This window comes from Aurantimonas manganoxydans SI85-9A1 (genome assembly GCF_000153465.1).
Taxonomy (GTDB): Bacteria; Pseudomonadota; Alphaproteobacteria; order Rhizobiales; family Rhizobiaceae; genus Aurantimonas; species Aurantimonas manganoxydans.
This window is the reverse complement of the sequence record NZ_CH672387.1, coordinates 1,566,130-1,590,699: the sequence shown is the minus strand read 5'-3', so window position 1 is coordinate 1,590,699 and position 24,570 is coordinate 1,566,130. Positions and strand designations below refer to the sequence as shown.

At 64.8% G+C, this 24,570-nt stretch carries 27 protein-coding genes and 1 tRNA gene; 12 read left to right on the top strand and 16 right to left on the bottom strand.

Features of this window, described 5'->3' with window-relative positions; genetic code table 11:
• Positions 1–108: 108 nt before the first annotated feature.
• A complete protein-coding gene (locus SI859A1_RS07575) occupies positions 109–1,086 on the bottom strand; it encodes a 1-phosphofructokinase family hexose kinase (RefSeq protein WP_009209221.1) in 978 nt (325 codons plus the stop codon).
• Positions 1,087–1,282: 196 nt separating this feature from the next.
• On the opposite strand from SI859A1_RS07575, the gene SI859A1_RS07570 reads away from it, so the two are divergent.
• Positions 1,283–1,684: a response regulator transcription factor gene (locus tag SI859A1_RS07570; protein ID WP_040325514.1), complete on the top strand. Its 402-nt coding sequence runs from the start codon at positions 1,283–1,285 to the stop codon at positions 1,682–1,684.
• Positions 1,685–1,721: 37 nt separating this feature from the next.
• Here the strand turns inward: SI859A1_RS07570 and SI859A1_RS07565 are convergent, their stop codons facing one another.
• Complete coding sequence (locus tag SI859A1_RS07565) at positions 1,722–3,077, bottom strand: ATP-binding protein (RefSeq protein ID WP_009209220.1); 1,356 nt, start codon at positions 3,075–3,077, stop codon at positions 1,722–1,724.
• Positions 3,074–3,739, bottom strand: coding sequence for a response regulator transcription factor (locus tag SI859A1_RS07560; protein ID WP_009209219.1), 666 nt, complete (start codon positions 3,737–3,739; stop codon positions 3,074–3,076). Before SI859A1_RS07560 ends, SI859A1_RS07565 begins: the two co-directional genes overlap by 4 nt.
• 137 nt (positions 3,740–3,876) lie before the next feature.
• Here SI859A1_RS07560 and SI859A1_RS07555 point away from each other — a divergent pair, with 137 nt between their 5' ends.
• The gene (locus SI859A1_RS07555; protein ID WP_009209218.1) at positions 3,877–4,596 is read left to right on the top strand and encodes a L,D-transpeptidase; all 720 of its coding nucleotides are present in this window, start codon (positions 3,877–3,879) and stop codon (positions 4,594–4,596) included.
• Positions 4,593–5,216, top strand: a complete 624-nt coding sequence (locus tag SI859A1_RS07550) for a DsbA family protein (RefSeq protein ID WP_009209217.1) — start codon at positions 4,593–4,595, stop codon at positions 5,214–5,216. Before SI859A1_RS07555 ends, SI859A1_RS07550 begins: the two co-directional genes overlap by 4 nt.
• 47 nt (positions 5,217–5,263) lie before the next feature.
• Here the strand turns inward: SI859A1_RS07550 and SI859A1_RS07545 are convergent, their stop codons facing one another.
• The gene (locus SI859A1_RS07545) at positions 5,264–6,133 is read right to left on the bottom strand and encodes an isocitrate lyase/PEP mutase family protein (protein WP_040325513.1); all 870 of its coding nucleotides are present in this window, start codon (positions 6,131–6,133) and stop codon (positions 5,264–5,266) included.
• Between the two features lie 89 nt (positions 6,134–6,222).
• Here SI859A1_RS07545 and SI859A1_RS07540 point away from each other — a divergent pair, with 89 nt between their 5' ends.
• Complete coding sequence (locus SI859A1_RS07540; RefSeq protein ID WP_148233773.1) at positions 6,223–6,879, top strand: GntR family transcriptional regulator; 657 nt, start codon at positions 6,223–6,225, stop codon at positions 6,877–6,879.
• A 258-nt stretch (positions 6,880–7,137) separates the two neighbouring features.
• Here the strand turns inward: SI859A1_RS07540 and SI859A1_RS07535 are convergent.
• Positions 7,138–7,231 (bottom strand) — tRNA-Lys (locus tag SI859A1_RS07535).
• Positions 7,232–7,330: 99 nt separating this feature from the next.
• Here SI859A1_RS07535 and SI859A1_RS07530 point away from each other — a divergent pair.
• Positions 7,331–7,786 (top strand): hypothetical protein, encoded by a 456-nt coding sequence (locus SI859A1_RS07530; protein WP_060567672.1) that lies wholly within the window; start codon positions 7,331–7,333, stop codon positions 7,784–7,786.
• 110 nt (positions 7,787–7,896) lie between these two features.
• On the opposite strand, the gene SI859A1_RS21400 is transcribed toward SI859A1_RS07530, so the two are convergent.
• Positions 7,897–9,480 carry a hypothetical protein gene (locus tag SI859A1_RS21400; protein ID WP_009209213.1) on the bottom strand — a complete coding sequence of 528 codons (1,584 nt, stop codon included), beginning with the start codon at positions 9,478–9,480 and terminating at the stop codon, positions 7,897–7,899.
• A 396-nt stretch (positions 9,481–9,876) separates the two neighbouring features.
• Positions 9,877–11,076, bottom strand: a complete 1,200-nt coding sequence (locus SI859A1_RS07520) for an IS256 family transposase (protein ID WP_009207891.1) — start codon at positions 11,074–11,076, stop codon at positions 9,877–9,879.
• Positions 11,077–11,697: 621 nt separating this feature from the next.
• Here SI859A1_RS07520 and SI859A1_RS07515 point away from each other — a divergent pair.
• Entirely contained in the window at positions 11,698–13,089 is a 1,392-nt protein-coding gene (locus SI859A1_RS07515; protein WP_009209212.1) for a site-specific integrase, read from the top strand.
• Here SI859A1_RS07515 and SI859A1_RS07510 read toward each other — a convergent pair.
• From SI859A1_RS07510 to SI859A1_RS07480, 7 genes are all read right to left on the bottom strand, one after another.
• Positions 13,086–13,325, bottom strand: a complete 240-nt coding sequence (locus tag SI859A1_RS07510; protein ID WP_024351513.1) for a hypothetical protein — start codon at positions 13,323–13,325, stop codon at positions 13,086–13,088. The genes SI859A1_RS07515 and SI859A1_RS07510 overlap by 4 nt on opposite strands.
• The gene (locus tag SI859A1_RS07505) at positions 13,322–14,134 is read right to left on the bottom strand and encodes a metallophosphoesterase (protein ID WP_009209211.1); all 813 of its coding nucleotides are present in this window, start codon (positions 14,132–14,134) and stop codon (positions 13,322–13,324) included. The genes SI859A1_RS07510 and SI859A1_RS07505 overlap by 4 nt, the downstream gene beginning before the upstream one ends.
• 2 nt (positions 14,135–14,136) lie before the next feature.
• The gene (locus tag SI859A1_RS20290; protein ID WP_009209210.1) at positions 14,137–14,493 is read right to left on the bottom strand and encodes a hypothetical protein; all 357 of its coding nucleotides are present in this window, start codon (positions 14,491–14,493) and stop codon (positions 14,137–14,139) included.
• 87 nt (positions 14,494–14,580) lie between these two features.
• Positions 14,581–14,928, bottom strand: coding sequence for a hypothetical protein (locus SI859A1_RS07495; protein ID WP_024351514.1), 348 nt, complete (start codon positions 14,926–14,928; stop codon positions 14,581–14,583).
• Positions 14,925–15,281: a DUF6634 family protein gene (locus SI859A1_RS20285; protein WP_051141624.1), complete on the bottom strand. Its 357-nt coding sequence runs from the start codon at positions 15,279–15,281 to the stop codon at positions 14,925–14,927. Before SI859A1_RS20285 ends, SI859A1_RS07495 begins: the two co-directional genes overlap by 4 nt.
• An 11-nt stretch (positions 15,282–15,292) precedes the next feature.
• The gene (locus SI859A1_RS07485) at positions 15,293–15,634 is read right to left on the bottom strand and encodes a hypothetical protein (RefSeq protein WP_024351516.1); all 342 of its coding nucleotides are present in this window, start codon (positions 15,632–15,634) and stop codon (positions 15,293–15,295) included.
• Positions 15,635–15,823: 189 nt separating this feature from the next.
• Positions 15,824–17,617: a hypothetical protein gene (locus tag SI859A1_RS07480; protein ID WP_156421792.1), complete on the bottom strand. Its 1,794-nt coding sequence runs from the start codon at positions 17,615–17,617 to the stop codon at positions 15,824–15,826.
• 904 nt (positions 17,618–18,521) lie between these two features.
• Here SI859A1_RS07480 and SI859A1_RS07475 point away from each other — a divergent pair.
• The 4 genes from SI859A1_RS07475 to SI859A1_RS07460 all read left to right on the top strand — a co-directional run bounded on the left by SI859A1_RS07475 (position 18,522) and on the right by SI859A1_RS07460 (position 21,189).
• Positions 18,522–18,914, top strand: a complete 393-nt coding sequence (locus tag SI859A1_RS07475; RefSeq protein ID WP_024351517.1) for a hypothetical protein — start codon at positions 18,522–18,524, stop codon at positions 18,912–18,914.
• Positions 18,915–19,506: 592 nt separating this feature from the next.
• On the top strand, positions 19,507–20,079 hold the full coding sequence (locus SI859A1_RS07470) for a hypothetical protein (RefSeq protein ID WP_040325510.1): 573 nt from the start codon (positions 19,507–19,509) through the stop codon (positions 20,077–20,079).
• A 14-nt stretch (positions 20,080–20,093) separates the two neighbouring features.
• A complete protein-coding gene (locus SI859A1_RS07465) occupies positions 20,094–20,333 on the top strand; it encodes a hypothetical protein (RefSeq protein WP_148233772.1) in 240 nt (79 codons plus the stop codon).
• A 367-nt stretch (positions 20,334–20,700) separates the two neighbouring features.
• A complete protein-coding gene (locus SI859A1_RS07460) occupies positions 20,701–21,189 on the top strand; it encodes a hypothetical protein (protein WP_009209204.1) in 489 nt (162 codons plus the stop codon).
• A 346-nt stretch (positions 21,190–21,535) separates the two neighbouring features.
• Here the strand turns inward: SI859A1_RS07460 and SI859A1_RS22440 are convergent, their stop codons facing one another.
• Positions 21,536–21,697 (bottom strand): DUF433 domain-containing protein, encoded by a 162-nt coding sequence (locus SI859A1_RS22440; protein WP_081451353.1) that lies wholly within the window; start codon positions 21,695–21,697, stop codon positions 21,536–21,538.
• A gap of 252 nt (positions 21,698–21,949) precedes the next feature.
• Positions 21,950–22,132 (bottom strand): hypothetical protein, encoded by a 183-nt coding sequence (locus SI859A1_RS07455; protein WP_024351519.1) that lies wholly within the window; start codon positions 22,130–22,132, stop codon positions 21,950–21,952.
• 354 nt (positions 22,133–22,486) lie between these two features.
• Between SI859A1_RS07455 and SI859A1_RS07450 the strand changes: the two genes are divergently transcribed.
• Positions 22,487–23,236, top strand: coding sequence for a hypothetical protein (locus SI859A1_RS07450; RefSeq protein ID WP_024351520.1), 750 nt, complete (start codon positions 22,487–22,489; stop codon positions 23,234–23,236).
• Between the two features lie 540 nt (positions 23,237–23,776).
• Entirely contained in the window at positions 23,777–24,565 is a 789-nt protein-coding gene (locus SI859A1_RS07440; RefSeq protein WP_024351522.1) for a PASTA domain-containing protein, read from the top strand.
• Positions 24,566–24,570: the final 5 nt, after the last annotated feature.

Genomic DNA, 24,570 nt, shown 5'->3' with positions numbered 1-24,570 from the left:
GCTGGAGGTTGTATCCCCCGTCGATGACCGACACTTCCACCGTGCCGGCCTCGTGGTCAAGTTGCCGGATTATCCTGCGCGCTTGCAATCTGCCTCAGCCTGGGCCGATCACTTCGTCGCCGGAACGGGTTGCCAGGCGTCGTCCGGCGTTTCCAGCCCCATGCGAGCGACAAGCTCGCGTTCGATCCGCCGGACATCCGCCTCGCGGCAGAGCTCCGTGCCCGGCGTCAGCAGCGCCGCCACACCGGCAGCGGAAGCGAGGCAGGCAGCGTTTTCCAGCGGCCGGCCCTGCGAGAGCGCCAGCACGAACGCACCGACGAAGCTGTCGCCGGCGCCGACTGCGCTCTGCGGCTCCACGCTGACGGGCGGGATCCGCAGGAGGCCCGACGCCGAGGCGATGATGGCACCTTCGGACCCGAGGGTCAGGGCGACGATCTCGGCCGCTCCCCGCCGGACCATGTCGAGGGCCGCCTGTTCCTGTCCCTGCCGGTCGGCAGGCGCCACGCCCGTCAGTTCGCAGAACTCGCGCTGGTTCGGCTTGGCGAGGAACACGCCTTCCAACAGCGCCACGGCCAGCGCCGGGCCCGACGTGTCGATCACGCAGCGGGCGCCCTGTCGTTTCGCGGCCGCCGAGATGCGCGCATAGAAATCGGTGGGCACGCCCGGCGGCAGGCTGCCACTGGCGACGACGAAGCCGCCGGGCACCAGATCGGCATCCACCGCGTCGAGACAGGCCCGCCATTCGGCCTCGCAAAGTTCGGGTCCCGGCAGGACGAGCCGGTACTGGGCGGTCGTGTCGGTTTCCGCGACGGTGATGTTCAGCCGGGTTTCGCCGGCAATGGCGATGGGCCGGGTCTCCAGCCCCTCGCCGACGAGGCGTTCCATGTACGCCTGTCCCATGGTCCCGCCCGCCGCGAAGATCGCGCGCGCCGCGCCGCCCAACGCGCCGACCACCCGGCCGACATTGACCCCGCCGCCACCCGGGTCGAGGCGTGCCGGCCCGCAGCGCAGCTTCGCCTCGGGCAGCAGACGGCCGACGGAGGTCGTGAGGTCGAGCGCGGGGTTCATGGTCAGGGTGACGATCACGGCAGCGCCCTCGTTTCACATGTCGTCAGCTGTAGCGGGTCTCGACCCGGATGCCTTGCGGTCGATCAAGCAAGGGCCGGCATCGCAAGCCTTGCCGCCCTCTTGCGCGAGATCAAGGCAGGCGCGCCGGGTGCCGTCCTAATGGATCGAATGGGCGTGGCAGGGCGTGGCCGATGACGGTGCCGGAGCACCTCGCATGAGGAAAGAAAAGCGGTTGATCCTTCTGGTCGACGACGATCTCGCGGTGCGTGAATCCCTGAAATTCGCGCTGGAGCTGGATGATCTGTCCGTGAGCCTCTGCGGCACCGGCGAGGAACTGCTGCTGCACGACGATCTCGGCGCCGCCTGCTGTCTCGTCCTCGACTACCAGATGCCCGGCATGGACGGGCTCGACGTGCTCGATGCCCTGCGTGCGAAAGGGCTGGCGCTGCCGATCATCCTGATCACCGGCCACGCCACCGAATCCCTGCGTCGTCGCGCCAGGAAGGCCGGCGTCATGCAGCTTCTCGAAAAGCCGCTCGTCGACAGCGCCCTTCTCGACAGCATTCGCCATGCCATCCGCCTTGGCCGCTACCCCGGCGCCGCCCGCTCCCACTGACCGCACGGTACCCCTGCCCCGCGCGACCGGACCGCAGTCAGGCGGCCAGACCCGGAACGCTGAGCGTGGCGCGCAGACCGCCTTCGTCGCGATTGGCCAGCGACAGCGTGCCGCCGAGCCGCTCGGCACATTGGGCGACGATGCTGAGCCCCAGCCCCGAACCGACTGCGACGCGGTTCCGGCCGCGAAAGAAGCGCTCGGTCGCACGGGCGAGTTCGTCCTCCGGCAGGCCGGGTCCCTCGTCGTCGACGAAAATCGCCTCGCCCCTGCGTGCGATACGGACCGTCCCCCCTTCGGGCGAGTGGTTGATCGCGTTCTCCACCAGATTGCGCAAGGCCAGCGCGAGCAACGTCGGGTTCGCGGAGATCTGAATGTCCGAAAGCGACGCACCGAGATCCAGCCGCCCGCCCTTCGCCGTCAGCCGCGCTTTCTGGTCGGTCAGGAGATCAGCAAGCATGTCGGAGAGCCCGACAGGCCCCCGCACGTCGTCGCCGTCGATGCATTCGGCCTCGGCGCTCGCCAGAAGCTGCTGCACCAGCCGCGACGTCCGGTCCACGGCGGTGGTGATCTGCGCAAGGGCGACGTCGCGCACCGCCGCATCCGGGCTGCGCGTGGCGATCTCGGCCTGGGTCTTCAGCCCGGCCAGCGGCGTGCGCAATTCGTGCGCGGCGTAGGCAAGGAACTGCCGCTCACTGCGGCGGGCACGGCCCACCCGGTCGAACAGCCCGTTGAGCGCGCCCACCATCGGGCGGATTTCCGTCACGGTTCCTTCCGCCGGCAGCGGATGCAGTTCGTCCGCGCTGCGCTCGGCCAAAGTGCCGGCCAGTTCGTCGAGCGGGCGCATGCCGCGCTGCACGGCGAACCAGATGATCAGCGCCAGCGCCGGCGCGATCAGGATCATCGGCAGGAGCAGGCCGGTCACCATGTCGCGCACCAGCCGCGCCCGCACTTCCAGACTGTCGCCGACCAGGACCTCCACGCCGGTCTCGGCGCTGCGCACGGCAAAGACGCGCCAGGTCTCGCCATCGATCTGCCGCTCGGCGAAGCCCGATCCGTGGTCCGACAGCCGTTGCTGCGGCGCGCCGTCCGAACGGCCGAGCAGCGAGCCGGACAGCGACCAGATCTGGCACGACAATTGCCGTTCGTAGCTCTGTCCGGCCTGCGTGAAGGCGGGCAGGTCCGCGGTGCCCATTTCGGCCGCGGCGGCCAGGTCGATCTGCCGGCTGCCGACCAGCGAGGACACCATGCGCGCCGCTTCCATCAGCCGGGCGTCGAGCACCTCTTCCACCTCCGCCCGCGTGCTGGCGTAGATCCAGGCCGTCGCCGACAGCCAGATGAAGCCGGTGGAAACCAGAAGCAGGACGAACAGCCGGCCCTTCAGCGACGCCCTCATGAATCGGCCCTGCGCAACCGGTAGCCGACCCCGCGCAGCGTCTCGATGAAGCGGCTGCCGAACTTGGCGCGCAGCTTGTGGACATGCACCTCCACGGCGTTGCTCTCGACGCCCTCGTCGAAGCCGTAGAGCTTGTCCTCGAGCTGGCTGCGCGACAGGATCGCACCGGGATGCTGGATCAGCGCGTGGAGGACGGCGAATTCGCGCCGCGACAGGCGGATGTCCACGCCGTCTTGCGTCGCCACCATGGCGGCCGGATCGACCCGCACCCCCTCCCATTCGAGGAAGGGCTCGGCGCGTGTGGTCCCCCGGCGGATCAGCGCCCGCAGCCGCGCCGCCACCTCGTCCAGCGCGAAGGGCTTGCCCAGATGATCGTCGGCGCCGCCGTCGAGACCGCGGATCCGGTCGGGCAGCGCATCGAGCGCGGTCAGGAGCAGCACCGGCGTGGTGTCGCCGCGCTGGCGCATGGCCGCGAGAATGTCATGGCCCGATCCGTCCGGCAGCATCACGTCGAGCACGACCGCGTCGAAGCCTCCGACGGCCAGTGCCGCCTCCGCATCGCGGCAGCAATCGGTGAGGTCGGAGGTGAATCCGCTCATGCCCAGTCCGACCTTCAGGCCGTTTCCCAGGATCTCGTCGTCCTCGACGATCAGAATGCGCATACCTGATGCCTGCTCCGTTGCGGTTCTGCCACGGCGGTGATCCTGCCGATCCAGCTTAAGGCTGCCTTAAGCTTGGCGACCGACCACCCGGTCTGACGAGGCGCCCTACGCCTTACAGCATTTCAGGAACAGACCGCATGATCCAAACCGTCCCCCGCGCCGTTGCGATTGCCCTCCTCGGACTGGCGCTGGGCGCCTGCTCCACCAGCGGCGAACCGACCCGGCAGCTCGCCTACGCCCAGCCCAAGCCGCCGGTCGATCCGCGCGTTGCCGAGATGTATGGGCCGGTGCTGGACGATGGCTGGCAGATTCCGGCCGTCGCCCCCACCGCGATGGAATCCCGCAACATCCGCCAGATCGTCGACTACGACACCAGCGAGCCGGCGGGCACGGTCGTCGTCGACCCGTATCAGCGCTTCCTCTATCTCGTCATGGAGAACGGCAAGGCGATGCGCTACGGCGTCGGCGTCGGCAAGGCGGGGCTGGAATTCACCGGCGAGGCGCTGATCCAGCGCAAGGCGGCCTGGCCGCGCTGGACCCCGACCCAGGACATGATCAAGCGCGAGCCGGACAAATACGGCGGCGAGTTGCGCAACGGCATGAAGGGCGGCATCGACAACCCGCTCGGCGCCCGCGCGCTCTATCTCTTCAAGGACGGCCGCGACACGCTCTACCGCATCCACGGCACCAATCAGGAATGGTCGATCGGCAAGGCCGTGTCGTCGGGCTGCATCCGCATGCTCAACCAGGACGTCATCGACCTGAACCGGCGGGTGCCGCCCAAGACCCGCGTCGTGGTGCTCGGCCCCGATGCCGCCCCGCAGGTCGCCGATCTCGACAGGGACCCTGCCGCATGACCCGCCCCAGCCTCGACCGTCGCCACCTGATCGCAGCGCTCCTCGCCACCGGCACGGTCACGCTGATGCCGCGCGCCACGAAGGCGGCGCCGGCCGACCCGATGTCGCCGGAGGCGGTGCTGTTCGACCCCGAGATCCCGGTGCTCGGCAATCCGAAGGGCGACGTGACCATTGCCGAATTCTTCGACTACCAGTGCCCCTACTGCAAGAAGGCGCATCCGGACGTCGCCCGCCTCATGCGCGAGGACGGCAACATCCGCCACGTCATGAAGGACTGGCCGGTCTTCGGACCGGCCTCGGTGCTGGCCGCCCGGCTGACCCTGGCTGCCGGCAAGCACTACGCCAGGGCACAGGCCGCGCTGATGGCGACGCCCGGCCATCTCACGCCCGACCAGGTCGAGGACATCCTCGCCCGGGCCGGCTTCGACGTCGCGGCCCTGAAGCGGGCCTATGAGGCCGACAGGGCACGCATCGAGGGCATCCTCAAGCGCAACAACCAGCAGGCCGAGGGCTTCGGGCTGATGGGAACCCCGGCCTATCTGGTCGGCACGGTGCTTTTCCCCGGCGTCGTCGCCGCGGCCGACATGAAGCGCGCCGTCGCCGCCGCCCGCACGCGCTGAAGCCCGGCAAGGCCCGGCAGGTGATCTGCCGGGCCGCCCGCGCCTCCTCAGTCGCGGGCGTGACGTTTGTCGAACTCCCAGACCCGCTCGAAGCCGATCATCCGGTTGAACTCCTCGAAGCTGTAGAGATCGTCCTTGCCGGCCGAGGCGCCCGTCGCGACGAGGTCGCCATAGGCCCGCTCCAGCGCCTTGGCGGTGGACAGGAAACCGATGGCCGGGAAGATCGCGAGGCTGAAGCCGAGTTCGCCGAGGCGCCGGGCGTCCAGCACCGGCGTGCGGCCGCCTTCGACCATGTTGGCGACCAGCGGCTTGTGCGGGAACCGCTCGCCGATCAGTCGCAACTCGTCCTCGCTCTCCGGCGATTCGACGAACAGGATGTCGGCCCCCGCCGCGTCATAGGCGGCCATGCGGTCCAGCGCCTCCTCGAGCCCCTGATCGGAGCGCGCGTCGGTGCGGGCGATGATCAGGAAATCGTCGCTCTGGCGCGCCTCGACGGCGACACGGATCTTGTCGGCCATCTCCTGCTTCGGCACCACCGGCCGGTTGGGCGTGTGGCCGCACTTCTTGGGAAACACCTGATCCTCGAGCTGGATCGCCGACGCCCCGGCCCGCTCGTACTCCTTCACCGTCATGTCGACGTTCAGGAGGCCGCCATAGCCGGTGTCGCCATCGGCGACGAGCGGAATGCCCGCCTCCCGCGCGGCGCGGCCCATCACGGCGACCCGGTCGACCATGTCGCGAAAGGAGGCCAGCCCGGCGTCCGGAATGCCGAGATGCGAGGCCACGGTCCCGTATCCGGTCATGTAGAGTATTCTCGCCTTGGCGCTGATCGCGAGATGGGTCGAGATCATGTCGTAGATGCCCGGGGCGACGACGCAGCCGGGCTCGGCGAGAATGGATCTGAGACTGGACGACATGGGGGCCTGCTCATTCTGGATACAACAGGCCGTCAAAAGGGCATACAAGACGGACGAAAGCAACTCCTTGTATACAGAAAGCGGAATTGATGGCGGAGAACGACAGCCTCGGCGCGGCCGACGAAGCCTACCGGTTCATCCGGGACGGTATTGTTTCCAATCGCTTCCCGGAGGGATCTCGCCTGGCGGAGGAGGAACTGGCGCGGTTGTCGGGCCTCAGCCGGACGCCGGTCCGCGAGGCCATCCGTCGGCTGGCCGCGGAGGGCTTCGCCGTCACCAAGGCACGGTCCAGCGCCACCGTCGCGTCCTGGGACGGCGACAAGGTCGCCGGCCTGTTCGGCACAAGGGCGGTTCTGGAGAGCTATGGCTGCGCGCTGGCGGTCCGGCGGGTCACGGCGTCGGATATTCGCGGCCTCGAGGCCATGTGCGCCGCCATGGAGGAGCTGCTGGCGGGCAGCGAAAGCGATTTCCTGAAGACGTTCTCCCAGGCCAACACCGCCTTCCACGTCCGCCTGCTGGAACTGTCGGGAAACGAACACCTGCTGAGCGTCGCGGCGCCGATGATCGATCTCGCGCTGATCATGCGGACCTACCGCAAGTTCTCCCCCGACCAGATCCGGCGCAGCTGCAGCGACCACCGCGAGATCGCCGCCGCCCTCTCCCTCGGCGACGCCCAATGGGCCGAGGCGATCATGAAGGCGCACATCCTGTCGTCCGTGGTGATCGCGACGTCACCGGCGCGGTGACGCCATCTCGCGGCGAAGCAGAGGGGCGAACCTCGGCTGGACCATCGAGCTAGCTAAGACTCACGCCCGCAGATCTGCCAAAGGCTGCGAACCGGTGCCGATCGCAGCGCAGAACCCCCGGCGAAGGCTCAAACCATGCGCAGCCGGCGGCGGAGATTGCGCGCGAACGACCTTCGTTGCGCCCATACCGATGAGCGCAACCTGTGCGATATCTGAAGGGTCGACGGTGACCCAAAAACATATCTTGTGAAGAAGATTTGGTGGGTGATGTAGGGTTCGAACCTACGACCCGCTGATTAAGATTCAAGCGGGGCTTTCCTTCCATCCCCCTGATTTTGCTGCATAATCACACCGAGAACGGCGAGCAGGAACGCCATTATCGGAAACAAAGACTGTGTTCGGAGACACACCTCCGAACACAGTTCCCAGAATGCGGCATAAGGGAATAGACATGAGCATATCACCCGTGGACGGCTTTGACTCCAAGAAGTCCTGGCCTGAAGGTGCAGTCGAAGACTGGCAGCACGGAGCGAGCTACAGCTGGCTCGCGAATAAATATGGGCGCGCCTACAGCACGATCGCTCACCACATCCGCTTCATGAGGACGCGGTATGATCTCAAACCCGTCGTCGACCTCTCCGAGCGCCGCCAGGGAGGCCGGCAGACCTTCGCCGAGCAAAGCCCGATCTCTCAGTTTCACCGGAACGTCGGTGTGAAGCTGAACTACTATCGCGAGGTCATCAACGATCTCAACTACGAGGAGCTGGGCGCCAAGCTGGGCGTGAACCGCCTCGTCACCCGCAAGATGGAGCTGGGCATCCACGACTTCACCCTCACCCAGCTCGAAGCCGTCGCAGGTCTTCTGGAGACGGCCATCCCCGAACTCATGAAGCCAGGAGCCAAATGATCGATACCCGCCTCAGGGCATACTGGTGCGTGCTCCGCGGTCTCCGCGGGGCGCCCGCAGCGAATACCAACGTACACAGCCAGCTGCGATATGACCTCAACATTTTCGGGCTATGCTTCGAAACGATTGCCCGACGATCGCCTGTTCCGAATGCGCGCTGCTTCGGCTCGCCGTTCCCGGCGATTGCCGCGATTCTGCGTAACTTCCTGTGACTTTGAAACTTCAGGAAACTCCATGCCGCGATAGGGAATTTCCTTAAACGGCTTCATTATACTCAGTGCCTCACAGTCTTTCAGCACCCTTTCTCTATCATCGTGCGTCCATTCGATTTGCTCTGCGTAGACAATGTCTTCTGAAGCACCCCCGCCCTGGTCCGGGGGTTCCATCGCTATGCCCACTATCCGCTTTAAATAGGGATATTTAATAAGAAGAGCTTGCGCATAGGTTTGCAGATAAAACGTTCTGGCAATTCGATATTTCTCGTATCCACCCCGACTTTTCATCCAATCCATGTACTTCATCGTGATGAAGAAAAATCCGGTCTCGTTTTCCCGAGACTCCGGAGATGCTAACATAGCTCGGAAGAACATTTCTCTTTCGCGGCCAATACTCAGCGCCCCCATGATGGCCTCGCTATGACTCCGCCGAATGTACCGGCTTTGCAGAGCCATATAACGCACCGCTTTCTCGCTATCATTCAGCGAGTAATTGTATCCAGGAAGAACAATACTTGTACCGCCAAGCATATGGTTCGTAAAAGTCTCAATTAACCGATCCCAAGCATACGAGACCTCATCAGCCTTCTTCTTGGCTTTGTACTGCTCATTTTCGATAAATGCCGAATAGTGCCCCGCGCCGATTACCAGAGAGCCAATGTCGTCCCACGTCGCATCGTTCGGCGGGGTGAAATCATGCTCACCAACTTCGTTGATCCGGATTGCATAGTACGCGAGAAGATCTTCCTCTCCATGGGCTAGGTGCAGCAGCCAAGAACGCAAAAAGTTGGCTCGCTTGTCGAGGTAGTCGGTAAAATCGGAAATCGTGTCGAGTTCGTGCATTACGATATCTAGGGAAACTTCGTCAAAGACATGAACGAAGTCACCCTCTGGATCGATATCACCTACTGCAAACGGCAAAAATTCGGTGCAGTCTGGATTGCAGTGATCGTTCCCCTTCAATCCAGGCTTCAAGGCTAGCGTCCCCAACCCACCGTCGAAATAACGGCGGCAGGCCTCAGCAGCTCCCCTAGCTACCACAATACGGTGCAGGCGCCGTGTTTCGACCGAGGGGAATTCAAGTGGGAAAGGCGCTCCGCATGATCGATCAAGAAAGATCCGGTCTGGGAATTCAGAGAGCCATCTCTCGGCGCCCTTCAGTTGTGTCGCTGCTGAAAGGACTGCTTTCCGAAACCAACGCGGCCATGCGACAGTGTCTGGCTTGTCCGTCCACGAAATATCTTTTTCTGAAAAAACGATGATATGGGGATCGCAAACGACAAGTAGGTCGCACAGTTCCTTGCCGTCCCCACCACCGCAAAGCTTCTGCGAACGGTACGGATTAGGATAAGACCAAAGGTTAAGGAATGTCTTTTCGGATATTAGCGCGAGATAGCGCTCGGAGGCGGTCGATCCAATAGATCGAACAATAGCAGGTCTTAATTGCTCGAGCTCATTGGGAATATATTCATTTTCCACTTTTAAACATCCTGCCCTCTCACGTTAGGGAGCAGCATATTATCGATCGAGTACGTGAGTGAAATCACTATTTCGACGTGAAACCGCGAAACTCAGCAGATCGCGTTTGAATGCCCCCACTTCACGGGCGGTCGCCGGCTATGTCTGATGCATCGCGCGTAGCAAATTCGCATTGCGTTAGATCTTGACCAAACTTGAGGGTCGCCAGACACGCCCCCCACCTCACGACTCAGCGGAAAGAATAACTGCGCCCCCGGCACGCGAACTTTCAAAACAATCCACCTGATTATAAATCAGCCGCCCCACCTCAGCGTCTATAGCGATAAAAAAGATAGTGTCCCACCATGTGGTGTAGCTGACGGCGATGGCCGTGCGGTTCCGGCCAAGCCGGATTGATCAGCGTGCCACGGCTGGCAGGCTAACGAACGGATCATCGCTCAGGGGAGCGACGGATTCCAGTGTCATGTACCTGGCCCGCTGAACCGCCCACTCATCATTTTGCTCGAGCAGCAGCGCGCCGACGAGGCGCTGGATGGCCTCATCGTTGGGAAAGATGCCGACGACGTCGGTGCGCCGCTTGATCTCGCCGTTCAGCCGCTCGATCGGATTCGTGCTGTGCAATTTGGCCCGATGCTCCCTAGGGAAGGTCATGTAGGCCAGCACGTCGGGCTCGGCCTCGTCGAGGATGGCAGCGAGCTTCGGCACCTTTGGCCGGATCTGGTCGGCGACGGAGCGCCATTGCTGGCTGGCGGCCTCTGGCGTCTCTTGGGCAAAGGCGGTGGCGATGAAGGCGGAGACGACACGACGGCCGCTCTTGCCAGCATGGGCCAGGACGTTGCGCATGAAGTGCACGCGGCAGCGCTGCCATGTCGCCGTTAGCACCTTGGTGACCGCGGCTTTGATGCCCTCGTGAGCGTCGGACACGACGAGCTTCACGCCGCGAAGGCCGCGTCGGGTCAGCTTTCTCAGGAACTCGGTCCAGATCGGCTCGGCTTCCGAGGTGCCGATCTCCATGCCGAGAACCTCACGCCGGCCATCGGCGTTGACGCCGACGGCGATGATCACGGCAACCGAGACGATGCGGCCGCCGCGGCGGACCTTGAGGTAGGTGGCGTCGATCCAGAGATAGGGCCAGTCGCCTTCGATCGGCCGCTCCAGAAAGGCTTTTACCTTGCCGTCGATCTCTTCACACAGCCTCGACACCTGGCTCTTGGAGATGCCGGTCATGCCCATCGCCTTGACCAGGTCGTCGACCGAGCGCGTCGAGATGCCCTGGACATAGGCCTCTTGAATGACGGCCGTCAGGGCCTTCTCGGCCATGCGCCGCGGCTCCAGAAAGCCGGGAAAGTAGCTGCCCCTGCGCAGCTTTGGGATGCGCAACTCGACTGTGCCGGCTCTCGTCTGCCAGTCCCTGTCGCGGTAGCCATTGCGCTGGGCGAGGCGCTCGGCACTCTTCTCGCCATAGCCGGCGCCAGTCGCGGCACCGACCTCCAGTTCCATCAGCCGCTCGGCGGCAAAGCCGATCATCTCGCGCAGCAGATCGGCATCAGGGGTCTTCTCCAGAAGGCTGCGCAGGCCCATCATGTCATTGGTCATCAGGGGATCTCCGGTTGCAGTTAGGTCTCGCAACCCAAGCCTAACCGGAAACCGCTGGTGACCACCGCGCCGCCAATCTCGTCCTACAGCGCGATGAAAGGCGCGGACGAGATTGGCGACGCTATCGCCGAGCTACACCACCTATGGGGACACGACCATAAAAAATTTTCCTAAAAACCGAAACACACACAGAGAAAAAACCGAAACACACACAGCGAACCGGCGCTAACATCTGAAGTTTCGCGATAATCCATTCCCCAATGCGCCGCAGAATTTGGCTCTCGGAGGGCTTAGCGCGAAAGCACCGACACAGTCTCGAACACAGGAGCAACTGACAAGCCGGGCGCTCGCGCCCATTAAATCAGCGATTTCAAGGGATTGAATGGTGGGTGATGTAGGGTTCGAACCTACGACCCGCTGATTAAGAGATAGCTGGTAAGGGGCGTCAGGAGGCTCAGACCCTACCTCCGCATCGTGATATAGCCCCTAAACTACCGCGTGTTCAGCAATTTTCTCAACCCCGCCTGCAACGGTAAACTTTCTTGGCCGTGACCTCGGCGTGACCTTTGGAGCCCATGGTGCTAACCGTCAGGTCACGCCTCCCTTTCACAGGTCACGCCTATGCCAACTGAAATCCTCGACGGGAACACCATCAGGAAGGCCGCTCGCATCGCCAGTGACGGCGACAGCGAGATCTACCGGGACGCGACAATGCCCGGTCTCGCGATCCGCGTGCAGTCAGGAGCCGCCGCTTGGTACCTGATCACGCGGGTGAAAAAGATTGCCATCGGCCCGCTGTCGGCGTTCGACGCCGCGGACATCCCGGAGCTGCGCAATCTGGTCGCTCGCGCTCGTGGCATGCTCACCGAGGGCAACGACCCATCAGCAATGCTCAAGGCGTCCGTCGCCCACCGCTCCGTCGACGCCTCGACAGCCCAGGCGGCGGCGGCGGCGGGAACCGTCATGAGGTGGGAAGGCATGCGCGACGCCTACCTCGCCTGGTGCAAGGGCCACCGTTCGCCAGACACACATCGAGGCTACCGCTCCGCCCTCGGTGCGGTCCCGGGCTCGCCACTTGAGGCGGACTTCAAGTCGATCGCCGGGCGCCCAGTGACGCTGATCACCACGCACGACCTCAGGCTCGTCCGGAACTCCGTCCTCGGACGCGGCAACGTGGACGGGAAGCAGGTGTCGAACTCGAACCAGGCGCGGTTATCGGTCGCAGCTATGAAGGCGGTGTTCGGCTGGGCCGTCGAGAACTCTGAAGTCAGTGGCCTGACCGCGAATGTCGCTACCGAGCTGAAGCGCGCTCCGACGTCGTCCGTCAGCGCATACGAAGAGCACGAAGAGAGCGAGGCTCCACGGGCGCTGACACTGGAGGAACTCGGCATGATCGTCATCGGGCTGGAGGCGGCGAAGAATCATGCCGCGAGGCTAGCCATCTTGCTACAGATGATGACCGGGCAGCGCCGGATGACCGTTGTCCGCGCGCGTCGGCGGGCCTTCGTGGAGCACCCCAAGTACGGCATGGTCTGGAAGATCGGGCCGGACAAGAGCGGTAAATTTCGCGTCTTGCCGCTGCCCGATCTCGCCGCCAGCGCGGTTCGCGCCGCGCAGGCGTATGGTCGGACCGGTAATGCCTGGCTTTTCCCTCAACAGCGTCTGCGCCGTAAGACGGACCCCGGGACCGGCCACATGTCCGAGCGCATGCTCAACGAAGTTTTGGAGGAGCTGCGCGCGCCTGGCGGTCCTCTGGCGTCCGCGCCATGGGCAGCCACCCATGACCTCCGTCGCGCGTTCGTCACGCACATGCGCCCCCGGGTGACGACTCTCGGACTGACGAAAGAGGCGGTGCCGATGATCACGAGAGCCGATGAAGGGCGGTATGGCCTTGATGAGACGGTATACGACCAGGATCCCGCCCTGCCCGACAAGTCGCTGATGCTGGAGGAGTGGGATCGCCTGATCAAAGAGGGCTGCGCCCAAGCCGAAGCCCGGCTCCAGCGGCCCTAGTGCCTCGTCTCGCCAAAGCCGTCGATCATCGCAAGCGCTTCCTCCACCGACATTGCCGGCCCCCGGCGCGCCTCGTCGACGGCGGCGGTGATCCGGTCCGCCAGCTCACCGACGGACGTCCAGCCCTCGATGTCCCGCTGCCTCTGCGCCCGGCTCTCCTCGATCAGCCGACGCGCCCGCTCTCTGGCATCATCGAGCAAAGCCTGCTTCGAAGTACAGGAAACCCGGCGGGTCATCGGGATCCTCCCCCCGAGCGACGATCCAACTCGACGACGAGTCCGGGATCCCAGTCGGACCTCTCGTGCGAGTAGCCCCCAGGATTGCAGACGACCCGGGTGTCGGACACCCGATAATCGTGCGACGAGTGTACGTGACCGTGCACCCACAGGTCGGGCCGACCGGTCTCGATGACCGGGGTTAGATCCGAAACGAAAGCCGGATTCAGTAGGCTCTCATGGTACTCAGGCGACACGCTGCGCGGATGCGGCGCGTGGTGCGTCACGACGACCGTAGGTCCTTCAAATAGCGTCGCAAGCGCCTCTTCAATATACGTCCTGCTCCGCTGGTGCATCGCTCGCGCGTCGTTCGGCGTCCAACGGCGGACCAGGCCTCCCCCGTCACCGACGCGTACGGCGTAATGATCCGCAAGCAGCCGCTCAGCGATGTCCATCGAATGTCCGATCTCCAGATCCGCCTCGCGGTCGACCTTGCCCGCCGCGTACAGCGCGTAATCGGTCCAGAGGGTCGCCCCTACGAAGCGCACGCCGTCGAGGACAACGCTGCTGTCGTCGAGCAAATGCACGCCATCGACGGGATGAGCGTGCGCCATCGCGCGGCCGTGCGCGACCGAGTCCCCGTAGAACTCGTGATTCCCCGCGACGAAGATGACGGGCATATGGTACCCGATGCACTGGCTCAGCCAGCGCATCGAACCGAGCACCGGGTCGGTCACGTCGCCGGCGCAGACGCAGACGTCTGCCTCCGGGATCTCGAGTTCCATGCCGTCGGCGCCGATATGAAGGTCGGACAGGATCCAGATACGCATCGTCAGACCTCCGCGTGTTCGTCGCAGCGCACGGCGATCCAGCCGCCCGTGCGCTTGCGCCCGGGAGCTCCGCAGACCTCGCACGTCCGCTGCGCCTCCTCGTCGGCGGCGTCGACCATCATCTCGATGTCCTCGCCGCCGTTGTGGTAACAGCGAAGTCCGCCAAATTTTTCCTTGATCTGCGTAATCCGGAAAGACTGACGATCCTCCGGTGCGAGCGCGGGGTCGATGCGCTCGAGCAGGCGCGCGACCAGCGGCACCCAGCCCGGCGGCGGCGAGACATCAAATGCCTGCTGGAGCATCTCAGGGAACCGCTCGCGCAGGCCCGCCGGATCATAGGTATGGATATTATCGGACATCAGGATGTCTCCTTTTCACAGGGTGTCGATGCACCCGGAGAGAGACCGGATGCCGTCAGCGTGTGCGTGTGCGTGGTCGTATGTCGATCATCGGGGCAATTCCGTTGTTCTGGCCCGGGATTCGTCCGGGGCGCCGAGGCGGAACCAGCCCTGCTCAGTCAGGACAGCCGACAGGTCGGCAGCATTGAGGATGACGCGACCGGCGCGGCCTGCGACGAGGGTAGGCTTTCCTGCCGGCTTCCATGCGCCGACGAGTTCGTTACCCACCAGCGCCTCGAAGCCCCATCCCTCGATTACCGGGGAACTCGCGAGCGCGATGTCGGAGGGACGCCCGAACTCCGCGATCTCTCGGACCCCTCGGGCGACAAGCTCGTAGCGTTCCGCATCCCGGATGAGCAGCTCCCGCTGTTCGGGGCTGATGTCAAATGGCTTCATTCGGGGCCTCCGTCGACGATTTGGGCCCCGAGCGCGTCGGCCACCTGTTGGAGGTGCGTACCCAGACGGTACCAGCGCGATTGGGTGCGCCCGACGCCCGCCCGGACGGAGAGCGCCAGAAGCGGCGAAGTCCGCGTCCATCCGGCGCCGAGGACCGGATGCGACGCGACCTCCCCCTCAAGAATGATCACTCCGCGGCTGCCGAACCGCCAAAGGTCGATGAGCGGTGTACCCTTCTCCTCCAGAAAATTAGGTGACGGCCATCCGTGAAGGAGGGTGTCCCGCAGGTCGGCGCAGAGACTCTCGTAACGCGCGAGCGTGTGCTCGATGTGAGCGCGCTCGCGGTCCGTCATGGGCGTCCGGCTCATCGTCCGGCCTCCGGAGCAAGCGGCAGCGGCCACGGTTCCCGGAGGCGGACGTAGCTGCCGTCGAGTCGCCGCGCCCACGTGCCGTCTGCGGCGTATGCCTGGATCTCGATCGACAGGACGTGGCCGAAATCGTCGACGCCCATGATGCAGGGGCAACCGCCCATCCGAGCGACGGACCACCGGCGCAGCACCGGGCAGTCGTCCGTCAGACGCGGCCCCGGGGCGGCATCCTGGGCATAGTAAAGCGCGGTGCGGTCGGCCAACGCTCGGATGTCGAGCCGCCGGCGCTGGGGGAATGGAATCGGTCGGGAATCGTAGGAATCTTCGTGAGACGGCATGCGGTTCTCCTCTGATACGGCCGTCGCTTGATTGCGGCGGCGGGCCTGACGGGTGTCAGCTACGTATCGAGAAGGTCGTGTTCCGCATGGTGGTCGCTCCGGTTGTGTTGCCACAGGTAGCCGGCCGGCGGCGCGGCGTCGAGGACCCTGCCGGACGCGGACGCCGGCAGGGTTAACGGGGAGCGATCGTCAATCGTCATCGCTCGGCTTTTTGGTCGTCCCGCCTACGACCTCCCATGGCTTGCTTCCGGGAAGAAAGGCGGGGCGGCGCGGTCCCGTGACTACCGGCGCTTCCACCGTCGGATCGTGGATCGGTCGGTAGCCACTGATGATGTCCGGTCGCGAGAGCACCGACTCAAGGTCGTCGACCGATGCCGGGTAGCGTCCGATGACCTCCGTGACGATGTCGTCGCGTACTAGGTGGCTGAGACGAAGTTCGATCAGTCGGTTGCCCCGCCAGGTCCGGCGCGTGAAGTCGTCAGCCATTCGTCTCGCGTCGTTGATACCGTCGTAGGCGACGTCCAGTTCCACTACTGTCGCATCGGCGAAACGCTTCAAGCGCTCTGCCTTGCCGGCCTCGACCTTCGCCACCGCTTTTGCAAACCGCTGCTCACGCGTCGGCTTGGGCAGCCGCGCCGCCCGTTGCTTGCGGTCGCCGTGCTTGTAGTCCCTGAGGCGGATACGTCGGGCCTTCTCGCCGGCGGCCTCGTACTTGAACCTTCTGTCGAGCTCTGACGAATGGTCAACCTCGGCGAGCAGGTCTGGATCCTTGAGCTCTTCCGTGAACCAAGCGAATGCCGCCCGGTCCGGGCCGTGCGCCCGGATCGCGCGGAGGAGGACTGCGCCTCGATATTCTTTCCGGGCGGCGTCCCGATCCGTCGGCCCGCCCCCGTACGCCTCGTGAAGAGAGCCGAACCAAGCGCCGGAGATGTAATTTGGCGCTATACGCCGGCCGTGCTGCCGCGCGAGTTCCGAGGCTTTGTCCCACACATGCGAATTGACTCGAAGATCCGGCACGTCCGGCGCGCCGGTGAAGGGTTTGGCCGACTTGTGGATGCCCCCCAGCTTGGCCGTCTCGACCTGCGGGGGCAGCATCGCGATTTGGAGGACGAACGCCGAGATCGGAGCCCCCTTCGCAGCTCGGCGGCGCGGCGCGGCGTACTCGACGCGGAAGCGCCGGACCTCCTTAAGATCCGAAACGGCGCGCTTCAGTGCCGTCGTCAGTCGCCCCACCTGCATCGGCGCCTCGTCGTAGCCGATGGCGGCAGCCGCTTCCTCCGGGCTGTAGTGAAGGACCGTATCTGGCTCCATCGGATCCCAGCGCGTCCGGCTCATTCGAAGCGCCAGGTGGCGGTAGAGATGAATGCCGTAGCGCGACGACATCGTCGCGAGTGCGGCCAACTCGAGATACGCGTAAGACGGCTGGCTTGCGAGCAGCCACCACACCCGCGACGGAAGCGAGAACCGGACGACGTCGGCTTCGGCGCCCGACTCGTGCCAGCCGACCAAGAGAGGGACATCGGTCACCGTGCGCCCCCCGGGGATGCTGTATGACACCGAAGTCCGGTTCAGCGCGGCAACCGATTTCAAGACGTGGGCACGCCGGGCGGAAGTACCGAGGAACGCAAGGACGCCTTTCATCGGAACCTCGAGCTCCTGCCCGACGACCTCGCGCTCGGTCCCCTGCTCCGATGCGACGTACGCGGCTTCGTACGCGGCGGCGACAAGGTACTCGTGGATTGCCAAGTCTCGAGCGGAGAGCATCCCGTCGCCTTTGACGGTGACGGTGTCGAGCATCTCCGCCGGCCGGGGCGACTGGGGGGCGATCGAGCGGAAGATTTCGACGCTGGCCGATGCCTTTGCGACGCTCCCCCGTGGAGCCGGGTTATAGAGCCCGCTCTCCCGCCCTTCGATCTCCCCGCCCTCGGATACCACCGCAGCCAGGGCGGCGTTCTCGAGCCGCGCGTACGACGTCGTGGGCACCCGCCTCCGCCTCAATCTCTGTACCGCCATCGTCCCTCTCCCATTTCGTCGCCTCGTGCAGACGTCCTGTGATCAAATGCTGAGCTCTGTCCGAGCGTGGAGCAAGCGATGGCTGTTAGATGTGCGACCAAATGAGCCGCTCGCCGTTAGATGCGCGATCAAATGCCTTCGATCTGGCGAGCGACGAAGAGGCCCGGTCAACCGTTTGGGTTTGCGATACTAAGTAGAAGTCAACTAAGGGCTCCGCCGGCGGATGGCTCCGTGCCTTCGGCTGGCGGTACGCCGCTCGCTCGCGCCATCGGTCGCGCAACTCGTTAGATATGCGACCGAATGGAACATCTTCCGTTAGATCTGCGATCAAATGGTCCGCAAAAACGTAGGCATTTCGAGAAAAATCCACCACCGCCTTGGCCTGATACTAAGTAGAATCCAACGACCCTCTCGCACCTTGGGATTCCGCCCCTGCTAGGAGTCTTCCTGCTCGCGCTGTTGGGATCCTCCGCGCGAGCCAGCCGACAACAAGCTCCGCGAGGGTCTCTCGAAAGCCGTTCCGCTTCGCGGGGTATTGGCCAGGGCATGGAGAGAGATAAGCGTCGCGCCCAACCGACGAGCGTCGAGCGATCGCTACGCGATGGGTCTCCCCCCACGCCCGTCGTCAACCTTCTCGCGAGAGCAGCCGACCGATCTCGCGAGAAGGTCTCCGTGCGCTCCGCGCGACAAGAAGCCTGTCGCCCCGGGGCGAAGCGGGATCCCCGCTCGCGCGCGGGCCGACGCTATCGCGAGGGGTCTCCCCCGGGTGGGAAGCCTGCAATAAGCGCCGACGATTTCGTGTTTTACATGTCAAACATCGCTTGCGAGATTTCCGCCGGCGGAGCACCCTTGGTCTGAGCAGGGGGACACCGAGATGACGACGACGGACAAGCAGACCGAAGCCATCGCGGCGCTGTACACCGCGATGGCGACGCAGGGCGGCAAACGCACCGTACGAGAGCTGGCGGCTGAAGACCGCGCCACGTACAACCGCGATGCCCAGCGCAGGCACCGCGAGAAGAAGCGGGCCTCGGCCGAAGCCGGCCGACCGGAGGCGACGGACGAAGCGATCAGGATCGCCCTCTCCGATGCCGCGATTCTCCTGCTCGCCGTGGGCGGTCCCGGCGCCAACGCGATCGAGCGAGCCGTTCATACGGCTTTCCCGGGACGACCGGGCGTCGCGTCGTCGACGCGCATGCGAGCGCGAGCTGGGACGCTGCGGCCGCGCATGTTGACCCCCGAACGTCTCTCTATGCCTAAACCCTGATCCACACGTCGCCGTCGTCTCTTGCAGGCCCATCCGACAAGCTCATGCCTCACGCGGTGAGCGGGATGACAGGGCTATGGTGACGAGACATGCGGAAGAGCAGCGGAGGTACAGGGCACGGCTGCGTGAACGTGCGAAGGCCGGGGCAACCGGTTCCCGCGGCGCGCCCGAAACGCGGATTGTCGTTCAAGGACTGGCCGTCGCCGTGCGGCGTCTGGCTGAGGCTGTGCGCAAGGCTCCAGACGGCCCGGAAGCCCTTGTCTACGAGCGGCTAATGCGAACGGCTCACAGGCATCTCACCCGGCAAGGATTCGATGCTGCCGAGTCCTACACGAGGCTATCTCATTACACGCTGCCGGACGACGCCAAGGCACGCCGTCGACGGGCCGACGCGGAGCGCCGTTTCTGGGCATCCGGAGACCGTGCGGATTGACGTTCGCGCCCATTACTCCCGTCATGCGGTGAGCACCGCCGGCAGATCACGCGGTGTCGGCATTTTGCACCGCCAGCGGGCCTCCCATGACCACACATGGAATGTGCCGATGTGACGGCGCGCTTGCGGAATCAGACGCCCGGCTGGAGGAGTCTCACCATGACTGAGACCCCTCCAGCCGAAGACGACCTGACGCTCCTGCAGCGCCACTGGCCGCACGGCCACGGCGCGGATCCCGACGCCGTATCGGCGGTTGCCGAGGCGATCTACGACGGACGGAGGGACTGGGAGATCGAATTCGCGGGGGACCGCGCCGCCATTCGGCAGGACGGCAAGGGCGGCCTCGAGTCGCAGGGTCGCATCGACAGGATGCTGATGAAGCGCTGGAGGAACGGCGAACGGCGGATCCCGGAGTGGATGGCCGCCGGGCTGCTGCGCCCGCCCGGGATCGTCCGTACCCGACGCCAGCAAGACATCGAGCGTTGGCTGGCAGAGCTTAGCGCGCAAGATCGCGAGGCGCGGGACTTCATCGCCGCCGAGGAGGCTCGGCTGCACGGGCGGGTCGCCGCGCAGGTCGCGCGGTACGTTCCTTCGGTCGTCCGAGACCCGGTCAAGCGACCGAATACTCGCAGTCGAAGGTGGCGCTGCGCTCCTACGTTACCGAGGGCGACGAGGACAGCGATCTGTTTCCAAAGGCGTGGATCCCGGACGCATTCGTTTTCTAGGTCCTGAAGGAGAATGCACTCGTGGCCCGAGTTTCCGTCCGTGGGTTGATCGGCAAATTCCAAGCCGAACGAACGGAATTCGTGGCCACGAAGCGCGGGTTGTTGGCAGCCATCAGCATAGCTGATCGTATCGCCGACGAACCCGGCGAACGGGAAATACGGCTGGTCGAGATACCCCGGTTCAACGCGCTCTTTTTCTGGATCACGGGCCCGAAGCCACGCTTCGTCGACCGGGTCAGGGGTGACGAGTTCACGGAATAGACCATCGTCGAGGAGTTGGTCCGTCGACGACGCATCGCTTTGGGCATCGAACCCAGCCCGGATGATACGCCTCGCTTCGGACGGTGATCCACCGCGCTAGGCCAGGGCATCGGTCAGAGGCAGAAGTGCACCATCGAGCGATCCGACATCGCACAGCGGGTGTAGGCGAAACGCCGCATGTTCGGACCTCGAAGCATCGCATCGGAGGCAGCCGCATAACGACGTCCAACTCAACCCGCCGCCTAGTGCCTGTCCTTCGCAAGGAGGTGACCTGGTCCGACCGCATCATCCGCCCGTGACATCCGAGATCACGGACGAGACGACCGCCACCACCTGACTAGATGCCCTCTCGACAGAAGGAGGACCCATGACAGTCAGGAGCGGCCTATCAGAAGCCCAGCGACTCGACCTGATCTGCGACGCGATCCGGTACTGCCAGCGCGTCCGCGACAAGGGGATGCCGAATTCGGCCTGGACGAAGGCGCTGCGCGACCCCATACACTTCCTGTGGGAGAAGCGCGGGGGAAACAAGCTCGAGGCCGCCCGCTACCGGTCGCTCGCCTCTGCGGGCATCCCCCGGGGCGGCGGCAGGATCCGCTACGACCACGCCGTGCCGTTCAGGGCCTTGCAGGCGCAGCTCATGGAGATGGCCGACCCCTCCACGGACGCGGTAAAGGAGGTCCTCGTCCGCGACCTGACGGTCTGCATCATCACCTCCGAGGAAGAGGCACTTCTCAATGCGGCCCGCCTCGGCAGCCGCATGCCTCCGAACTGGGACGGTCGAGACCCGCTGGCGCGGTACCATACCGTCGGGATCGAGGTCGAGCCGAATCCTGCCTACGTCGGCGGAGCGTAGTTCTCATGCTTGTCGGATCAGCGATTGCAAGAATCGAGGGCGTCAACACCAAAGATTCCCCGAGTTTGGCGATGACTGCGCCAGCCCCCTCGTCGATGAGCACCCTCCCGGCATCGCGCCCGTCGGCGAGCGTCACGATGACCAGCCGCTGACCGTACGGGTCCGTGCGGCTGCCGGACATCGAGTAGCCACCCGACATCAAAGTCTGGAGCCGCCGCGTCGCCGTCGGAACGGTGGCGGGCCCATCTAGGCGCCCCACGTACACAATAGCCCCCAATTCGCGGAAGTGGGTGTAATTGTGTACGTGGAGGTCTATCAGTCTGCTTTCTCGTCGCTGTACGAGAGGTCATCCAGGGCATCTGGACCGCTCTCGGACGCGTGAGCCTAACCCCTCGGTCCACGCCCGGACGGCACGGACACCCTCAGCAGGCAGAGTCGGGTAGTCCTCGAAGATCTCAACGTCCGACCGCCCAGCTTGCAGGTATGCTAGGATGGTCCGCGCGGGCACCTAGGTGCCAGACACGCACGGCTCCCCGGAAATGATACTCGGGTCCTCCAACACGCGCGCCGCCCGCTTGGCATTCGCCGCAGCCCGGTTGTCGGGCCAGAGCCTCTTGAAAGTCTCCACCTGCTCGTCAATCGGTTTCGGCCGCCTCGCCTAGCATCTTGCGCCCGACGAGTCTCCGCTATCCCGAGACTCATCCCGCACGGGCCCTCCATGCCAACCCCCCCCCTCCATCGGCTTCGGCCTCTCCATCGATCACGCCGCCTTCGCCCGCGACATGAACGCCATCGGCCGGAAGGCCATCCCCCGCGCTGCCGCCGCGGTCATGAACCGGGCGGCCCGCGAGGCCGTGGTCGCGTTGAAGGAAAACGCCGTCGACGTCTTCGACAGGCCGAAGCCGATGACGCTCCAGGCCTTCACCTTACGGCCGGCGCGCATCAAACACGGCGCATCCGCCACGGCGACTGTGAGCATCAAAGCTGCCGGCGGCGTCGTACCTCGTCCGCCAGATCAAGGGCGGCGTTCGCAAGACTGGCGAGGACGGCGGGTCCGGTCCGCGCGACCTCTTCACGTAGGCGATCAAGCCGGACCGCTATTGCGGCGTGCCGCGCGGAGCGTCGAGGAAGCGGTTCCGGTTCGAGAAGACCGTCCAGAAGGCGAACCGGAAGTTCGCGACCCAACGCGAGTTCGGGTACCAGCTCGACCGTAAGATGGCCCGTGCACTTGGGACGCGCGGCGCCAGGAGCTGACGACGGCTTGCGCGGACGGGCGCCCGGTGTAAGGAGTCTCGTCATGACCGAGCCTCCTTACACGCCGCCTCGCCCCAAACCCGCCCGGCGAACCACCAGTCCCGTCGCCCGCGAGACCCTCGGCGTCCTCGACGAGGCGACGGAACGCGTCCTGCGGGCGACGTGGCCGGACAAGTCCATCGAAGCCGGGGACTTCGTCCGGATCGGTCTCGAGATTTACGGAACCGAGGATCGATGGCGTCGCGAGATCGCGGCCGACCTCGTGCTCTTCCGGCCTGCGGGCAAGGGCAGCATGCCGTCCGCCGGCGCGCTGGACCGCAGCCTGATCCGGCGCTGGGCGTCGGGCGAGAAGCCCATCCCGCCTTGGGTCGGCCCTGCCCTTCTGAAGATCCCGTCCATCGCCATCGCCCGCATGCGCGCACACATCGATCACCTCCGGGCGCAGGTCGCCGAGTTCGACGCGGCACTTGTCGAGGAGGAGCGCCGGATGGACGGCGTCCTCCGCGGCTGGGTCGCGCGGTATGCCGAGCCGCCGCGCGTCGTCGCTCCGCCGCCGGGTCCGCGAACACGGAAACGGGACTGGCCGGCCGTCTCGACCGACGACGCCGAGGCCGCGCAGGACGCGGGCTCCTCGGCGTACGAGATTTTCGCGGGGCTGTCGGACGACGAGACGACGGGGCGGCCGGACCATCCGGAACTCGCGGAGGAATGGGACGCCGGGTGGCGGGAGGCCAACGCCGCGCACCGAGAGCGGCACGCGGCGGTGGTGGAGCGGGCGAAGGCGAAGGGCTGACGGCACTCGACAGACCGTGAGAGCGGTCGGAACCTAAGGCCGGATCACTTCCACTTGGCAGCGTCGATGGTGCAAAACGCGTTACCGACGCGTGCCGCCACGGCCTGCCTAGCGGCACCGCGCGCGGCCGCCGCCTAGAGAGTCCGAAGGAGCCCACGACATGATGCAGCCGGGCGCCAGGAGACATCTCAAGACCTTTGTTATGAATTGGGCGGAACGCGCGGCTCCCTCCCGGGGACGGAGTGTCACTGCCTTCGTGAGCCTTGTTGCTTCCAACGGACAGGCGATACCGCGAACCACTTGGCCATAATTACATCAGTAGTGCAGAGTAATGCGTGATAATACTGATTCTCGGAGTATCTTCCTGCGCATTTCCACCTTATCAAGCATTGGTATTTTGATGCCGCGGTTCTGTGTCATCGCGTCGGCGGAAACCCTGAGCTGCAACACCACAGCGAGCGCTTGCATTTGCGCGATAATCGACCATAGTCCCATAAGGTTTTGGGTATATTCGTGCTTCCGTTGCGTTGGAGCGCTCCAATGATTCGCATCGTGGCCATAATAATGCTTATGGTGATCATCCCGGTGCTCGCGAGAGCAGAGCCGGTTCCGTCGTTCCAGAACATGTATCTGGAGGAAGCGCAGGAGGCCGCCGGACACGTCGGGATCGAGCTTGAGATCGAGATAGTCGAGTCCTCGGATCGCAAGGGAATCGTGATTAAACAGATCCCCGGCCCGGGCTCGGAGCTAGGAAGCGACCGCGCCGTTTGGCTGAGGGTCTCGAACGGGATCACCTTGCCCGACTTGAAGGGCCGTCCGCAGGAGGAGGCGCTTGCCGCCTTGCGCGACCTGGGAGTAGCGGTCGACGTCACCGAAAGCAGGCACGACGGCGGCGTCCGCGGGACCGTTTGGTCGCAGGTCCCAGTAGGCGGAACAGCCATAGACGTGACGACCCAAGCGGTCTTCCTCGACGTGGTCGGTGGTCGATATGTAGCTGTCCCAGGCGTGACGGGAACGCTCCTAAGCGATGGTATGAATGCGATCCGTTCAGGGGAACTTACTCCCATGGAGATGCCTACCGATCCAAGCGGTTTCGTGAGCCGGTCGGTACAAGAGAATCGTCGTGATTGTTCGGGATTCGACGTTCGGACCGCCACCGTGATCGGGACGAAGCCGCCGGCTGGGAGCGAGGTTTATCCAGGCACCAGTGTCCAGGTGGATTATGCCATAGGCCAGGGGTTCCGCTACGACAATCAGTGCGGGCCGGAGCCGCTTACTCCTCATGACAGGGGTGGCTGCGCGGGTGGGGCTAGGCACGAGGTTTGCTAGAAGCG

Coding starts and splice junctions, on each gene's coding strand:
- SI859A1_RS07570 (WP_040325514.1), top strand. CDS start 1,283: ATGAGGAAAGAAAAGCGGTTGATCCTTCTGGTCGACGACGATCTCGCG.
- SI859A1_RS07565 (WP_009209220.1), bottom strand. CDS start 3,077: ATGAGGGCGTCGCTGAAGGGCCGGCTGTTCGTCCTGCTTCTGGTTTCC.
- SI859A1_RS07560 (WP_009209219.1), bottom strand. CDS start 3,739: ATGCGCATTCTGATCGTCGAGGACGACGAGATCCTGGGAAACGGCCTG.
- SI859A1_RS07555 (WP_009209218.1), top strand. CDS start 3,877: ATGATCCAAACCGTCCCCCGCGCCGTTGCGATTGCCCTCCTCGGACTG.
- SI859A1_RS07550 (WP_009209217.1), top strand. CDS start 4,593: ATGACCCGCCCCAGCCTCGACCGTCGCCACCTGATCGCAGCGCTCCTC.
- SI859A1_RS07545 (WP_040325513.1), bottom strand. CDS start 6,133: ATGTCGTCCAGTCTCAGATCCATTCTCGCCGAGCCCGGCTGCGTCGTC.
- SI859A1_RS07540 (WP_148233773.1), top strand. CDS start 6,223: ATGGCGGAGAACGACAGCCTCGGCGCGGCCGACGAAGCCTACCGGTTC.
- SI859A1_RS07530 (WP_060567672.1), top strand. CDS start 7,331: ATGAGCATATCACCCGTGGACGGCTTTGACTCCAAGAAGTCCTGGCCT.
- SI859A1_RS07520 (WP_009207891.1), bottom strand. CDS start 11,076: ATGACCAATGACATGATGGGCCTGCGCAGCCTTCTGGAGAAGACCCCT.
- SI859A1_RS07515 (WP_009209212.1), top strand. CDS start 11,698: ATGCCAACTGAAATCCTCGACGGGAACACCATCAGGAAGGCCGCTCGC.
- SI859A1_RS07510 (WP_024351513.1), bottom strand. CDS start 13,325: ATGACCCGCCGGGTTTCCTGTACTTCGAAGCAGGCTTTGCTCGATGAT.
- SI859A1_RS07505 (WP_009209211.1), bottom strand. CDS start 14,134: ATGCGTATCTGGATCCTGTCCGACCTTCATATCGGCGCCGACGGCATG.
- SI859A1_RS20290 (WP_009209210.1), bottom strand. CDS start 14,493: ATGTCCGATAATATCCATACCTATGATCCGGCGGGCCTGCGCGAGCGG.
- SI859A1_RS07495 (WP_024351514.1), bottom strand. CDS start 14,928: ATGAAGCCATTTGACATCAGCCCCGAACAGCGGGAGCTGCTCATCCGG.
- SI859A1_RS20285 (WP_051141624.1), bottom strand. CDS start 15,281: ATGACGGACCGCGAGCGCGCTCACATCGAGCACACGCTCGCGCGTTAC.
- SI859A1_RS07485 (WP_024351516.1), bottom strand. CDS start 15,634: ATGCCGTCTCACGAAGATTCCTACGATTCCCGACCGATTCCATTCCCC.
- SI859A1_RS07475 (WP_024351517.1), top strand. CDS start 18,522: ATGACGACGACGGACAAGCAGACCGAAGCCATCGCGGCGCTGTACACC.
- SI859A1_RS07470 (WP_040325510.1), top strand. CDS start 19,507: ATGACTGAGACCCCTCCAGCCGAAGACGACCTGACGCTCCTGCAGCGC.
- SI859A1_RS07460 (WP_009209204.1), top strand. CDS start 20,701: ATGACAGTCAGGAGCGGCCTATCAGAAGCCCAGCGACTCGACCTGATC.
- SI859A1_RS07455 (WP_024351519.1), bottom strand. CDS start 22,132: ATGCGCGCCGGCCGTAAGGTGAAGGCCTGGAGCGTCATCGGCTTCGGC.
- SI859A1_RS07450 (WP_024351520.1), top strand. CDS start 22,487: ATGACCGAGCCTCCTTACACGCCGCCTCGCCCCAAACCCGCCCGGCGA.
- SI859A1_RS07440 (WP_024351522.1), top strand. CDS start 23,777: ATGATTCGCATCGTGGCCATAATAATGCTTATGGTGATCATCCCGGTG.